This is a genomic window from Chromobacterium fluminis (genome assembly GCF_011602385.1).
GTDB classification, from domain to species: Bacteria; Pseudomonadota; Gammaproteobacteria; order Burkholderiales; family Chromobacteriaceae; genus Chromobacterium; species Chromobacterium fluminis.
On sequence record NZ_JAAOMA010000022.1, the window covers coordinates 1 to 13,137 of the forward strand.

At 64.5% G+C, this 13,137-nt stretch carries 11 protein-coding genes and 1 pseudogene; 5 read left to right on the plus strand and 7 right to left on the minus strand.

Annotation, left to right across the window (positions count from 1 at the left end):
- Together HA052_RS15595 and HA052_RS15600 are read right to left on the minus strand one after the other, a co-directional pair.
- Positions 1–543: pseudogene (locus HA052_RS15595) on the minus strand (hypothetical protein); the annotation flags it as partial.
- Complete coding sequence (locus HA052_RS15600) at positions 536–1,327, minus strand: oxygen-binding di-iron domain-containing protein (RefSeq protein ID WP_166452582.1); 792 nt, start codon at positions 1,325–1,327, stop codon at positions 536–538. The pseudogene HA052_RS15595 and the gene HA052_RS15600, both read right to left, overlap by 8 nt.
- 248 nt (positions 1,328–1,575) lie before the next feature.
- Here HA052_RS15600 and hmpA point away from each other — a divergent pair, with 248 nt between their 5' ends.
- From hmpA to HA052_RS15615, 3 genes are all read left to right on the plus strand, one after another.
- Positions 1,576–2,793 carry an NO-inducible flavohemoprotein gene (gene hmpA / locus HA052_RS15605; protein WP_166452583.1) on the plus strand — a complete coding sequence of 406 codons (1,218 nt, stop codon included), beginning with the start codon at positions 1,576–1,578 and terminating at the stop codon, positions 2,791–2,793.
- A gap of 215 nt (positions 2,794–3,008) precedes the next feature.
- Positions 3,009–3,455 carry an Rrf2 family transcriptional regulator gene (locus tag HA052_RS15610; protein WP_081546747.1) on the plus strand — a complete coding sequence of 149 codons (447 nt, stop codon included), beginning with the start codon at positions 3,009–3,011 and terminating at the stop codon, positions 3,453–3,455.
- 98 nt (positions 3,456–3,553) lie between these two features.
- Positions 3,554–4,411 (plus strand): endonuclease, encoded by an 858-nt coding sequence (locus tag HA052_RS15615; protein ID WP_081546745.1) that lies wholly within the window; start codon positions 3,554–3,556, stop codon positions 4,409–4,411.
- 6 nt (positions 4,412–4,417) lie between these two features.
- On the opposite strand, the gene HA052_RS15620 is transcribed toward HA052_RS15615, so the two are convergent.
- Genes HA052_RS15620 through HA052_RS15635 form a run of 4 tightly spaced genes read right to left on the minus strand, consistent with a single transcriptional unit; the run spans position 4,418 to position 8,308 of the window.
- Positions 4,418–5,275, minus strand: coding sequence for a carbohydrate ABC transporter permease (locus tag HA052_RS15620; protein WP_166452584.1), 858 nt, complete (start codon positions 5,273–5,275; stop codon positions 4,418–4,420).
- 17 nt (positions 5,276–5,292) lie between these two features.
- Positions 5,293–6,159, minus strand: a complete 867-nt coding sequence (locus HA052_RS15625; protein WP_166452585.1) for a carbohydrate ABC transporter permease — start codon at positions 6,157–6,159, stop codon at positions 5,293–5,295.
- A gap of 10 nt (positions 6,160–6,169) precedes the next feature.
- On the minus strand, positions 6,170–7,414 hold the full coding sequence (locus HA052_RS15630) for an ABC transporter substrate-binding protein (protein ID WP_166452586.1): 1,245 nt from the start codon (positions 7,412–7,414) through the stop codon (positions 6,170–6,172).
- 27 nt (positions 7,415–7,441) lie between these two features.
- The gene (locus tag HA052_RS15635) at positions 7,442–8,308 is read right to left on the minus strand and encodes a glucosamine kinase nucleotide-binding domain-containing protein (RefSeq protein WP_141111196.1); all 867 of its coding nucleotides are present in this window, start codon (positions 8,306–8,308) and stop codon (positions 7,442–7,444) included.
- A 233-nt stretch (positions 8,309–8,541) separates the two neighbouring features.
- Between HA052_RS15635 and HA052_RS15640 the strand changes: the two genes are divergently transcribed.
- Both HA052_RS15640 and HA052_RS15645 read left to right on the plus strand, forming a co-directional pair.
- The gene (locus HA052_RS15640) at positions 8,542–9,753 is read left to right on the plus strand and encodes an ROK family transcriptional regulator (protein WP_166452587.1); all 1,212 of its coding nucleotides are present in this window, start codon (positions 8,542–8,544) and stop codon (positions 9,751–9,753) included.
- 102 nt (positions 9,754–9,855) lie between these two features.
- Positions 9,856–11,532 carry a glycoside hydrolase family 9 protein gene (locus HA052_RS15645; RefSeq protein WP_166452588.1) on the plus strand — a complete coding sequence of 559 codons (1,677 nt, stop codon included), beginning with the start codon at positions 9,856–9,858 and terminating at the stop codon, positions 11,530–11,532.
- 70 nt (positions 11,533–11,602) lie between these two features.
- Here HA052_RS15645 and HA052_RS15650 read toward each other — a convergent pair whose 3' ends face one another.
- Complete coding sequence (locus HA052_RS15650; protein WP_081546731.1) at positions 11,603–12,922, minus strand: DEAD/DEAH box helicase; 1,320 nt, start codon at positions 12,920–12,922, stop codon at positions 11,603–11,605.
- Positions 12,923–13,137 lie beyond the last annotated feature (215 nt).

A 13,137-nucleotide genomic window follows, 5' to 3' on the forward strand; every position in this document is an offset into this window, starting at 1 on the left:
GTTCGGCGCGTCGTCGCCCAGGCGCAGGCCGATCTCCTCCGGCCCCCAGCCCAGTCTCTGGTCCGCCAGCACGCGCAGGGACAGGTGATTGCGCTCGACGCGCAGGCCGGCCTCCACCGCCTGTTCCAACGCTTCCCGCCCGATCAGCGCCAGATCGTGCTGACGTTCCAGCACCAAGGCGTAGTCGTCTAGCGCGCCGGTCTTGAGGTAGAGGCCGGCCAGCCGCAGCAACTGCTTGGAGGAGTGCGGCGCTTGCCGGTCCACGTAGTGGCGCAGGGCCTGCGCCGCCTGTTCCAGATAGCCGAACTCGATGAAGATGTCGACCTCGGCGAGCGAATCCAGCTCATCCACCTGATAGGGCTGTTCGGCATCGCTGGCGTCCGCAGGTTCCGGTTCCGCTATCGGGATGTCGGTATTCCGCGCATGCGCGGCGCGGTCGCGGCGGGCTTGCCAGCGCAGCGCGGCCAACAAGGCGAGCAAACCCATGGCCAGCGCCAGGCCGGCGAGAAGGTCGAAATTGTTCTGCGGCAGCCAGTCAGTCATGAGGCGGCTCCTCGCGGGGCGGCGGCGTGAAATCGGCGGGGCCGATCAGGTCGGTGCCGCATTCCAGAGTTTCGAACCAGTCCAGAAAGCGCTTCACCATGGGCTTGCCCTTAAAGGAGCCGCCGTGTTGCGGCACGATCCACTCGATGTCCAGTTGGCGGACCATCTCCACCCATAGCCGACAGGCCTTGTTATTGGACATATAGCGACGATGGAAGGCGAGCATGTGGCGGTCGTGCAGGTGGGCGTCGAAATCGCTGACCGGCAGGCCGGCCGCGTGGCCGTCCATCAAGGAGGCGCCGATGTCGCCGGAGAACAGGATCTTGCTGATCGGATCGTAGATCTGAAAAAAGCCGACCGTGTGCAAGTAATGGGCCGGGACGATTTGCAGCTCCGCGCCGCCCAGCCGCAGCCACATGCCGCGTGGCGGAATCGCCACCAGCCGGCCAGCTGTGGCCCCGCGCATGCAGAAGTGGGGCAGGAAGCGGGTCCATTCTTCGGCGATGATCACTTGGGCGTCAGTGATCAGCAGCCAGCCGCCCACTGAGGCGATGATGTCCGGGTCCTGGTGCGAGGCGAAGATGTAGCGGGTGTGCGAGGGCAGGAAGTAATCGGCCAGTTCCGCGATCAGATGTTTGTAAGTGAGGTTGCCGCCCGGATCCAGCAGAATGCCCTCGCCTTGGTCGATGATGGCGAACTGGTTGGATTGTATGCCTTCGCCTTGCACCAGTTCGGTGAAGGCGACGCATTTGTGATTGCCGTCGTCGTAAAGCACCAATGCCATGAACCGCCCCGTTTGCTTGGCCCGCCCGCGGATGGACGTGTTATGCCGTAAGAATGCGCAGATATTATGCAAGCGGTATGGCTGGGGTCTTGACCTGGGTCAAGCTCACCCGGAAGGAATATTTTACGCGGCGGTGACAGCGTCGCCATAAAGATGTATTATTTTTACATCTTTAAGCAGACCGACACCGAGTCGGCATTTTTTACCCACAATAAAATGTATCAAGCACACATCTTTAGGAGCCCGCCATGTTGAGTCCCGAAATCCGCGCTCTGGTCAAAGCCACCGTTCCGGTGTTGCAGCAACACGGTCTGGTTTTGACCAGCCATTTCTATCGCCGCATGTTCACTCACAACCCGGAGTTGAAAAACATCTTCAACCAGGGACATCAGCATTCCGGCCAACAGCAGCAGGCGCTGGCGATGGCGGTGTTGGCCTACGCCCAGCACATCGACGATCCATCGCCATTGGCGCCGGTGCTGACCCGGGTGGCGCACAAGCATGTCAGCCTGGGCATTCGCGCCGAGCACTATCCCATCGTCGGCAAGCATTTGCTGGCTTCCATTCAGGAAGTGCTGGGCGAGGCGGCGACGCCGGAGCTGATAGCGGCTTGGGCCGCGGCCTACGGCCAATTGGCGGATATCTTGATCGCGGAGGAGCGAGAACTGTACCGCGTCAGCGCCAACGCCGAAGGCGGCTGGGCCGGTTGGCGGCCGTTCCGTATTGCGCGCAAGGTGGCGGAGAGCGAGGAAGTCACTTCCTTCTATCTGGCGCCGGCCGACGGCGGCGCGGTGCCGGGCTTCCGGCCCGGCCAGTATGTGTCGGTTAAATGCTTCGTCGAGGAATGGGGCCTGGCCCAGCCGCGTCAGTACAGCCTGTCCGACGCGCCCAACGACGAATATCTGCGCATCTCGGTCAAGCGCGAGGACGGCGGCGAGGGCAAACCGGCGGGACGGGTGTCCAATCTGCTGCACGCGGAAAAACGGGAGGGAGACATTCTGGAGCTGAGCGCGCCGCAGGGCGATTTCTTCCTGCATGAAGAGCGCAGCGGCCCGGTGGTGCTGATCAGCGCCGGCGTCGGTCAGACGCCGATGCTGTCCATGCTGCGGCATTTGCTGAGAACCGGCAGTCGTCGCGAAATCCGCTACCTGCACGCGGCTCGCCACGGCGGCGCGCATGCGATGCGCGACGGTTTGCGGCAGATGCAGGAACGCCACGCGCAGTTGCGCGCCCATGTTTGCTATGAAGCGCCGCGCGCGGAAGATGAGCTGGGCCGCGACTACCAGCAACAGGGCCGTCTGCAGCTGAGCCAGCTGCGTGAAATGACGCTGTTGCCGGACGCCGACTACTATTTGTGCGGCCCGGTGGGCTTCATGCTGGCGCAGCGCGCCAGCTTGCTGGACCTGGGCGTGGCGGCGGAGCGGGTTCATTTCGAAGTGTTCGGCTCCAACGCCGTCGGCGCTTAAGCCATGGCGCCGCTGGCTTCCCATTGAGCCGGCGGCGCTCTCCGTGGGGCTCCGTCTCTGGAGCCTTGGAACCTGTTCAATGTCTGCCGCGCGTCGACGATACGGCGTTTAAAACAGTTTCAGGATGCTGGTGTACCATGTGTACACTCCGCATCTTCAGTCATTTTTGTCTTGTCTCGCGCTTGATCGCTAGGCTTGGAACAGGTTTTAAGACCATGCAATTGACCCGTTTTACCGATCTCGGCCTGCGCGTGCTGATGTATCTGACCTGGCAGGAAGAGGGGCAGTTGGCCACCATTCCAGAAATCGCCGCCCGTTTCGAGGTGTCGCGCAACCACTTGGTCAAGGTTGTCCACTTCATGGCGCAGCAGGGCTGGTTGCAGACCAGCCGCGGCAAGGGCGGCGGCTTGGCGCTGGCGCGGGCGCCGGAGCAGTATCGCGTGGGCGAGGTGGTGCGCGAGTTGGAAGGGTTGTCGCAGCTGATTGACTGCGCGGACCCGCCGTGCGCGCTGCGGCCGGGCTGTAGGCTCAAGGGCGCGTTGGACGAGGCGTTGGCGGCGTTTTTCCGGACGCTGGACCAATATACGCTGCGCGACATGATGGCCGCGCCTACGGGCGAGGCCATCGTCCGGCTGCACCGGCAGCCCTTGCGCCCCAATTAATGACATTGCAATTTTTATTGAAATTTATATGTATTATCATTTGTAATATTTTTTGGATCTTATTGTCGTGAACGCAGCGGGTACTTACACTGCCCGCCATGCGTTATCCCATCCTCCTCCCCGTTATTTTGTTGTTGGCCGCCTGCGATGCGGCCGAATTTTCCAAAATCAGTCAATCCGCGGAAGTCAAAACCCTGGCCAAGGCCGGAGCAGCCGTGGTGCGCCAGCTGGAACAGGCGACGCGGCCAGACGCCGACACGGGCGCGCCGGGCCGGGTTCAGGCCGCGCAGCTGGTCAGCGGCGTCAAACAAGTGGGGCACCGCGACTTTTCCAACGCCAAGAAAGTATTGCCGCGGGTGTTCTCCGGCATGGAGCAGGATTTCTATTGCGGCTGCGATTACCGCGGCAAGGCGGTGGATTGGGCTTCCTGCGGCTATGTGCCGCGAAAATCGGAAACCCGCGCCAGTCGCATTGAGTGGGAGCACGTGGTGCCGGCCTGGAATCTGGGTCATCAGCGTCAATGCTGGCAGCAAGGCGGCCGCAAGAACTGCGCGGCCAGCGATCCGGTATTCCGCATGGCGGAAGGCGATTTGAACAATCTGGTGCCGGCGGTTGGCGAGGTTAACGGCGACCGCGCCAACTTCGCCTACGGCGCGTGGAGCCGCAAACCGACGACTATGTACGGTCAATGCCAATCGGTGACGGATTTCGGCAACAAACGCTTCCAGCCGCGTGAAGAAGCGCGAGGCGCGGCGGCGCGCATCACGCTTTACATGCATGCGCGCTATCAGCTGCGAATGAGCCGGCAGGATCAGCAACTGATGTGCGCCTGGGCGCGCCAGTACCCGGTAAACGCCTGGGAGCGCCGTCGCGACGCGCGCATCGTCCAACTGCAGGGCGAGGGCAATTTTCTGGTGGCGGAGCCGCAGCGCTTGGCCGAGCTGTGTGGAGCTTGAGCGCCGCTATTTGACCGCGCCGTCCATGCCGCGCATGAAATAGCGCTGGCAAAACAGAAATACCAGCAATACCGGCGCGATGGTCAGCACCGCGCCGGCGGCCACCATCCGCGTGGAGGTGGCGAAAGCGCCTTTCAGATACTGCACGCCCACTGATAGCGGGTAGAGATCCGGGTTCTTCAGCACCACGCTGGGCCAGACATAGCTGTTCCACGACCACACCAGGGTGAAGATGGCCAAGGTGGCCAGATAGGGCCGGCTCAGCGGCAGGCATATGCGCCAGAACAGCTGCCAGTCGCCGGCGCCGTCCATGCGCGCGGCGGCGATGATTTCCTCGGGGATCTCCTCAAAGGCGTGCTTCATCAGAAAGATTCCGAAAGCCCCGGCCAATGTCGGCAGCGCCACGCCGGCGCGGCTGTCGTCCAGTCCCAGCCAGGATAGGGTCACGTAATTGCTGAGCACATTGGTTTCGCTGGGCAGCAGCAGAGTGGCGATGATGGCGTAAAACACCCATTGCCGGCCGCGGAAGCGCAGCTGCGCCAGCGCGAAGCCGGCGCAGCTTGAAACCAGCAGCGTGCCGGCGGTGGAGAGGCCGGAAATCAGCGCGGAGTTCCATAAAAATCGTCCCATCGGAATCTGATTCCAGACTTCGCGAAAGTGGGTCAGCGACAAGGGCTCCGGCCAGCTCGGCGGGAAGTCGAACACTTGCTCGCCGTCGCCCAGCGCGATCATCAGCGTCCACCAAAACGGATAACAGGCGGCGCAGGCCAGCGCCAGCAGCAGCAGGTAGTCAGGCAGGCGCCGCAGCGCGCGCGCACGTGCTTGCCGGGCGGGGCGGGCGAGTAGGCTTGAGGCTGCGGTCATGGCGAGCGTCCTGAAAGCTAGCGGTGGGCGGGGCGCAACAGGCGGAAGTTGAGGCCGGCCAGCAATAAGCACACGCCGGTCAGCAGCAGGCCGGCGGCGGCGCCGCGGCCGAAGTCCAACTGATCGAAGCCTTGATGGAACATGTAATACAACACGGTGTAGGTGGAGTTCAGCGGGCCGCCGCGCGTCATCACCAACACTTCCTCGAAGGCTTTCAACGCGTCCAGCGTGGAAATCAGGCTGCAGAACAAGATGGTGGGCCTTAGCATAGGCAGAGTGATGCGCCAGAAACGCTGCCAGGCATTGGCGCCGTCCAGCAGCGCCGCTTCCTGCATCTCCGCCGGAATCGCCTGCAGGCCGGCGAGGTAGAGCACCATGTAGTAGCCGACGCCGCGCCAGAAGGTGACGAACATCACCGCGAACAAGGCGATGTCCTCGTCGCTGAGAAAGCCGATCTCCTGTTGCGCGGTCAATAGCCGCAACCAGCGCAGCGCGCTGTTGAGCACGCCGTAATCGGCGTACATCCAATTCCACATGATGCCGACCACGGCTACGGTGGTGATCACCGGCAGGTAGACGGCGGCGCGGAACAGCTTGACGCCGCGCAAGGGCCGGTTGGCAAGCAGCGCCAGCGCGATGGCGGCCAACTGGATCGCCGGCACCACCAGCAGATAGAGCAGGGAATTGCGCATCGCGCGCCAGAACACCTCGTCCTGCAGCAGGAATTCGAAGTTTTCCAGGCCGGCCCACTGCGGCGGGGACAGCAGATCGTAGCGAGTGAAAGCCAGATAGGCGCCGAACAGCAGCGGCCAGAAGGTGAACGCGGCCATCAGCGACAGGGCCGGAGCCAGGAACAGCCAAGCGTTGCGGGCGCTGGATTTCATCGCAGCGCGCTTACTTCAACTGCCGGTTCCAGAACGCGGCCGCCTCGTCCAGCGCCAGTTGGGCGTCCTTGCGGCCGGTGACCGCGGCTTCCACGCTGTCCACCAGTTTTTTCTTCAGGTCCGCCAGCCGCGGCACCCCGCTCAGGCTGAAGGTGCGGATGTCCGGCGCAGCCTTGGCACCCTGAGCGCGGGCGATGTCGACCAAGCTGCCTCCGGTCTGGGTGAAATAAGGGTCGCGCAGCGCTGCGCGAGTGGAGGGGAAGGTGGCGCCGGTGACTTTGGAAAACGCCAGTTGCTGAGCGTCGCTGGTCAGGAAGCGGGCGAACTTGATCGCTTCGGCTTGCGTGGACGCAGGCAGTCCCTTGGATATCGCCCAGCCGAACTGGTAGCCGCCCTGTGTCACGCCGGTGGGCCCCAGCGGCGCAGGCTGTACTTGGCTGACCGCGAAAATGGCGCGGGCGTCGGTCTGGGTGCGCCTAACCGCGGTGGGCGCGGTTTCCATCATCGCCAGCCGGCCGCTGTTGTAGAGCTTGACGCTGGCCTGGTAGTTGTCGTCGGCGAACAGGTTTTCCTTGGCCAGCGCGCCGGCCTTGTAGGCGTCGGCGTACTGGCGCAGCAAGGCCACATGCGCCGGGCTGTTGAAGACCGCCTTGCCGTTTTGCAGCAGCGGCAAGCCGCGGCCCAGCATGATGCCGTCGATCTGGCCCAATTGCGGCAGCAGGCCGGGCACGCCTGTCTTGACGCGGATGGCCTTGGCCGCGGCCAGTTGCTGTTCCAGGCTGTCCAGCTTGCGCGCCGGATCCAGGCCGGCCTTGCGGAACAGTTCGCCGTTGAGCACCAGCACATTGACGTTGTTGTACCAGGGATAGGCGTAGAGCTTGCCGGCTACGCTGAGGTCGGCCAGCGCATTGGGCAGATAAGCGGCCTTGTCCGCAGCCAGCGTGCTGTCCAGCGGCAAGAGCGCGCCTTTCTGCGCGTATTTATACAAGCGGGGCACGTCGTGATTGATCAGCGCCGGCGGCTTGCCGGCGGCGATGGCGGCGTTGAGCTTGGTCTCGAAACCCTCGTTGAACACATCCACCCAGTGCAGTTCGACATTGGGGTTGCGCGTCTCGTATTGCTTTTTCGCCGCGGCGAAGTAGGCGTCGAACTGCGGCTTGAGGGAGTCGGTCCAGTATTCGACCACGATTTTGTCGGCGCGGGCCGGGCCGGCCAGGGCCAGCAAGCCGGCGAGCAGCAGCGGGGAGAGGCGCATGGGGAGTCCTTTGAGATGAGAAGGGGATCAGGCGGCCAGCAAGAGCAGCGCGCCGGCGCAGGCGTCGCCCTTCGGCGGGCTGAGGCGGGCGGCGAATTCCGGCGGCAGCCAATCGCGCAGCGCCTGACCCAGGCCGCCGCACAGCGCTACCGGCAAGCTTTCGTCCGGGTCCAGCGCCTTGGCGATGGACCAGGCGTCGCGGCCGGCCTGGCGCAGCAGTTCTGCGGCCAGAGAGTCGCGGCGGCCGTTGGCTACCACCAGCGGCGCCAGCCGCGCGAACAGCGTCGGGGTGGCGCGGCCGTTCCAGGCCATCATCGCCTGCCAGTCGCCGCCGACATGCTCCAGCACCGCCCGAGTCAGAGGCGTCGGTTCCAGACGGCCGTCCAGCGCCATCTGCGCGTACTGGGCGGCGCGCTGGCCCAGCCAGGCGCCGCTGGCCTCGTCGCCGCTGGGGTAGCCCCAGCCGCCGACTTCGCGGTGGCCGCCGTCAGGGTACAGCGCTTCGCCTATGCTGCCGGTGCCCAGCGCCACGATCACGCCGGGGCGGCCGCCGTGGGCGCCCAGCAAGGTGGTGTAGCCGTCGGTGGCCAAGCGCAAGCGGGCGTAGCCGGGATCGGCTGCGCGGAAGGCCTCGGCCCAGCCGGCGTTGTGCACGCCGGACAGGCCGAGGCCGACCGCGCATTGCGCCGGCGGAGCCAGCGCCAGGCCGGCCTGCTCGAAGGCGCGGGCGATGACTTCGTTCACGGCGGCCCAGGCTTGCGGCACGCCGCGCGACAAGGCGGAGGGGCCGCCCTCGGCATGGGCCAGCGGGCGGGCGCGCGCGTCGCTCAAACAGACGCGGGTGCCGCTGCCGCCGCCATCGACACCCAAGCGATATTCAAAAGCTTCAGTCACGGTGCTGTCCTTGGTCAAATGCGGGCGTCCGGCGCAAATCACTGCAACATCATCGATTTGCGTCGACTCTATTGCGATGCCATTGGAATTTTCAGGAATTCAATCATTGCATTGGCATTTCGTCAAGTTGATTTATTTAATTGTGGCGACAATGCGGTCCGTCAGTCGCCGCCGGCGCAACAGACCTTGCCGGCACGCTTGTCCGCCCTGTGCCGGCTCGCCATACTGCCGGCATGAAATCCATTCCCGCAGGCCGGGACTCGCGCACGGTGGCGGGGACCAATCTGGAACATGCCCGCGCGCACAACCGCCGCGCGGTGATTGAAACCATACGTCTGAACGGGCAACTAACCCGCGCCGAGATCGCTCGCCTGACCGCGTTGACGCCGCAAACGGTGTCCAATATCGCGGCGGAATTGCTGGACGGCGGCATGTTGTTGGCGGGAGAGCCGATGCGCGAAGGCGCGCGCGGCCAGCCGGCGATACCGCTGAGCATCAATCCCGACGGCGCTTACTCGCTGGGCATTCAGCTGGACACCCAGTCGCTGATCGCGGTGGCTGTGGACTTGGCCGGTCAGTGCCGCGCGCGCGTGGAGGCACCGGTGCAGCGACCAGATCCGCAACTGGCCCTGCCCTTGATCGAAGAGGTGGTGGGGCGGCTGCGCGCCGACTCCGGAATAGACTGGGGTCGGGTGCTGGGCTTGGGACTGGTGATGCCGGGTCCGTTCGGCGTTGAGGGCATGAGTTCGGTGGGCCCCACCACCTTGCCGGGCTGGGAAGAGGTGGACGCGGCGGCGCAACTGGAGCGCAGGCTGGATCTGCCGGTCTTGCTTGAAAAGGACGCCACCGCCGCCGCCATCGGGGAGCGGCTGTACGGCCGCGCCGCCGCGCTGCGCAACTTCGTTTACCTGTTCATCGGCGCCGGGCTGGGCGCGGGTTTGTTTCTGGATGGGAGGCTGTACGCGGGCGTTCGCCACAACGCGGGCGAAATCGGCCATATGATCGTGATGCCGGACGGAAGGCCTTGCGACTGCGGCAACCACGGCTGTCTGGAGCGTTATGTATCGCTGCGCGCGTTGTACGAAACGCTGGGCCTGGCCGACGACGCCGAACTGGCGGCGCGCAGCCTGGCGCGGCCGACGCCGGAGATCTGCTACGGCATGGAACGCTGGCTGGCCACCGCCGCGCCGCCGTTGCGCCAGGCGATCAATATCTTGGAGAGCCTGTTGGACATTGAGGCGGTGGTGATAGGGGGTTTCCTGCCGCCGGCCTTGCTGGAGCAGCTGGAGCAACGACTGCATCCGCTGCCGGGGTCTATCCGGCAAAGCTTCGGCCCGCGCGTGTTGCTGGGGAGCGCCGGCCGCGACACGGTGGCGCTGGGCGCGGCGGCCCTGCCCATCTTCGATGAATTCAATCCGCAATACGAAGTGCTGCTCAAGGCTTGATGCGGCATTTTTATGTCAATGGCTTGACCTGGCCGTCGCGGCACGTAAATATTGCCCGTTATTAAGGCAAAACGATTTACTTAATTAGCCGGGAGACGCGCCATGAAGATTCTGCTGAATCATGTTGGTTTTGAACCCCAAGCGTCCAAGCAGGCCTTGTTGCAAGCGCCTGCCGGGGCCGTGCCCGCAACGCTGGCCCTGTTGGATGGAGAGGGGCGGATCGCGGTCGACATTCCCTTGAGGCCGCAGGGCATGGCGGAGGGCTGGCCGGAATGGCACTACTGGCTGGCTGATTTCAGCGATTGGACGCAGCCGGGACGGTACCGGCTGTGGCTACGGGACAGCGCGCCGCCGGTGATCAGTCATGAGTTCGAGGTGGGGCCTGATTGTCTGGGCGGCCAGATGCTGTCCGATCTATTGCATTATTTCAAGTCGCAACGTTGCACCGGTCTTTACGACCAGGCCGATCGAGCGGCGCCGGAGTGGGGCGGAGAGGCGCGACGGGATGCGCGCGGAGGTTGGTTCGACGCTTCCGGCGACTGTTCCAAATACCTGTCCCATCTGTCCTACGCCAACTTCATGAATCCTCAGCAGACGCCGCTGCTGGCCTGGAGCCTGATGGCGGGCCGCGAGGCTTTGCCGCCGCAGCCGCGCTGGTTCGACGAGCGCATGGTGGACGAGGCGTTGCACGGGGCGGACTTTCTGTTGCGCATGCAGCACTCGTCCGGCTTTTTCTATATGACTTTGTTCGACGGTTGGAGCAAGGCGCCGGAGCAGCGCGAGCTGTGCGCCTTCACCACTCAGCGTGGAGTCAGATCGGGCGCCTTTCAGGCGGGTTTTCGCCAGGGGGGAGGCCTGGCGATCGCCGCGCTGGCGCGCGCCGCGGAATTGCCGCGCGACGGCGAGTTCTGCCGTGGAGACTATCTGGCCGCGGCGCGGCGAGGTTTCGCCCATCTGCAGCAATACAACGCGCGTTATCTGGAGGACGGCTGTGAAAACCTGATCGACGACTACTGCGCGCTCTTGGCCGCCTGCGAGCTGTACGCGGCCAGCGGCGAGCCGGTGTTCGCCGATGCCGCCGACCGCCGCGCGCGGCGCATGTTGGCGCAGCAGGACGAGGCCGGTCGTTTCTGGATGGACGCAGAGCGGCGACAGAGCTATTTTCACGCGGTCGAAGCCGGCTTGCCTTATCTGGCCTTGCTGCGTTTCGCCGCGGTGTTGCCGGCCTCGCCGCTGGCGAGCGATGCGCGGCGGGCGGTCCGGCGCGGATTGGAGGCGGAGATGACGCTGACGGCGGCGGCGGGAAACCCTTTCGCCTATCCGCGGCAATGGGTGGCGGTGGATGGGGCGGCCGGCTCTGCGCGTTTTTTCATGCCGCAGCACAATGGCAGCGGCTACTGGTGGCAGGGGGAGAACGCGCGTTTGGCGTCTCTGGCCGCCGCGGCTTGCGGCCTGGCGCAAGCGGAGGAGGAAGGCGAGCCTTTGCGGGCTTACGCCCAAGGCGCGCTGGACTGGATTCTGGGGCGCAATCCCTTCGACGTTTGCATGCTGCAGGGCTGGGGCCGTAATAATCCGCGCTATGAGCCGGGCTATTACAACGCCTGCGGAGGAGTGTGCAATGGGATCACCGCCGCGCCGGGCGCGGATGAGGGCATTGCCTTTCTGAGCCCGGAACAGACCGATATAGGCCAATCCTGGCGTTGGACAGAACAATGGTTGCCGCACGGAGCCTGGCTGTTTCTGGCCTTGGCTTTGCGCAGATGGGCGAACGAAAGCTGAAATGCGAAACGCCATCGGCAAGCCGATGGCGTTTCGCTGCAGCGCCCCCGTTGTCGGGGGCGGCTTGCGCTTACTGCTGTTGGGTGCTGCGCGGGCCGCGGTTGCCCTGGTAGCCGCCTTCGCGGCGTTGGCCTTGGTAGCCGCCTTCGCGACGATTGCCGTAGCCGCCGCGACCGCCGCCGCTGCCCGGACGACGATCACCGTAGCCGCCTTTGCCGCTGGTGTTGCGACGCGGGCCTTTCGGCGGGCGACGGGTCGGCTCCATGCCTTCGATCACGCCTTCGGTGATCTGACGCTTCAGGTATTGCTCGATGCGGCGAACCTTGTGGAACTCCTTGGACTCCGCCAGGGTGATGGCGGTGCCGTCGCGACCGGCGCGGCCGGTGCGGCCGATGCGGTGCACGTAGTCTTCAGCCTGTTTCGGCAGGTCGAAGTTCACCACGTGGGTGATGGTGGGCACGTCGATGCCGCGGGCTGCCACGTCGGTGGCCACCAGGATCTTGATGCGGCCGCGACGCAGATCGTTCAGCGTGCGGTTGCGCCAGCTTTGCGGCATGTCGCCGTGCAGGCAGGCGGCGGAATAGCCCTGGTCGGACAACTTGTCGGCCAGTTCTTCGGAGTAGGCTTTGGTGGCGGAGAAAATCACGCACTGGTCGAAGCCGGACTCTTTCAGAATGTGATCCAGCAGACGATGCTTGTGGTTCAGATCGTCGGCGTACAGCAGGTGTTCTTCGATGGTGCCGCCCGAGGTTTCGCTGCGGGCGATTTCGATGCGCTGCGGATCGCGGGTCATCTTTTCAGCCATGCGGCCGACAGTGCCGTCCAGCGTGGCGGAGAACAGTACGGTCTGACGGGTGTCCGGAGTGGCTTTGACGATGGTCTCGATGTCTTCGATGAAACCCATGTCCAGCATGCGGTCGGCTTCGTCCAGCACCAGCATTTCCAGGCGCGAGAAGTCGATGCGGCCGGAGCGCATGTGGTCCATCAGACGACCCGGGGTGGCCACGATCAGGTCGATCGGGCGGGACAGCGCGCGGGTTTGGTAGCCGAAGGAGGCGCCGCCCACCAAGCAGGCGGTCTTCATCCAGCGCAGGTCCTTGCCGTATTCCAGCGCGTTCTTTTCCACTTGCTGAGCCAGTTCGCGGGTCGGGCACAATACCAGTACGCGCGGGCCTTGACCCTTGCCGGTGGAGCGCTCGGACAGCTTGGTCAGCGCCGGCAGCAGGAAGGCTGCGGTCTTGCCGCTACCAGTTTGGGCGGATACCAGCAGGTCGCGGCCGGCAATGGCGGCGGGCACGGCTTGAGCCTGTACTTCGGTAGGGGAAGAGTAGCCGGCGGCTTCCAGAGCGCGGAGGATGGTCGGGGCGATGCCCAGATCGGAGAAATGCATGATGTCCTTTCAAGCCGGTTACTGCCGGCGTCACTTATAGCCAGGTTGGTGGCGGTCGGTTATACGGCGCCTTTAAGCCGTAAATCATCGGCACTAACCTGACAAGCGGCGAACAGCGGTCCAGTCTGATGCGACATTATAAGCGTGGACGAAGCCTGGAAATGGTCAGAGACGATGAAGCAATCTCACCCGGGCTGAGGCGTGGTTTGGAATGC

Excerpts from the sequence above, each read along its gene's own strand:
- HA052_RS15625 (WP_166452585.1), bottom strand. The coding sequence starts at position 6,159 with ATGAAATCCAGCGCCCGCAACGCTTGGCTGTTCCTGGCTCCGGCCCTG.
- HA052_RS15645 (WP_166452588.1), top strand. The coding sequence starts at position 9,856 with ATGAAGATTCTGCTGAATCATGTTGGTTTTGAACCCCAAGCGTCCAAG.
- HA052_RS15630 (WP_166452586.1), bottom strand. The coding sequence starts at position 7,414 with ATGCGCCTCTCCCCGCTGCTGCTCGCCGGCTTGCTGGCCCTGGCCGGC.
- HA052_RS15600 (WP_166452582.1), bottom strand. The coding sequence starts at position 1,327 with ATGGCATTGGTGCTTTACGACGACGGCAATCACAAATGCGTCGCCTTC.
- hmpA (WP_166452583.1), top strand. The coding sequence starts at position 1,576 with ATGTTGAGTCCCGAAATCCGCGCTCTGGTCAAAGCCACCGTTCCGGTG.
- HA052_RS15615 (WP_081546745.1), top strand. The coding sequence starts at position 3,554 with ATGCGTTATCCCATCCTCCTCCCCGTTATTTTGTTGTTGGCCGCCTGC.
- HA052_RS15620 (WP_166452584.1), bottom strand. The coding sequence starts at position 5,275 with ATGACCGCAGCCTCAAGCCTACTCGCCCGCCCCGCCCGGCAAGCACGT.
- HA052_RS15650 (WP_081546731.1), bottom strand. The coding sequence starts at position 12,922 with ATGCATTTCTCCGATCTGGGCATCGCCCCGACCATCCTCCGCGCTCTG.
- HA052_RS15610 (WP_081546747.1), top strand. The coding sequence starts at position 3,009 with ATGCAATTGACCCGTTTTACCGATCTCGGCCTGCGCGTGCTGATGTAT.
- HA052_RS15640 (WP_166452587.1), top strand. The coding sequence starts at position 8,542 with ATGAAATCCATTCCCGCAGGCCGGGACTCGCGCACGGTGGCGGGGACC.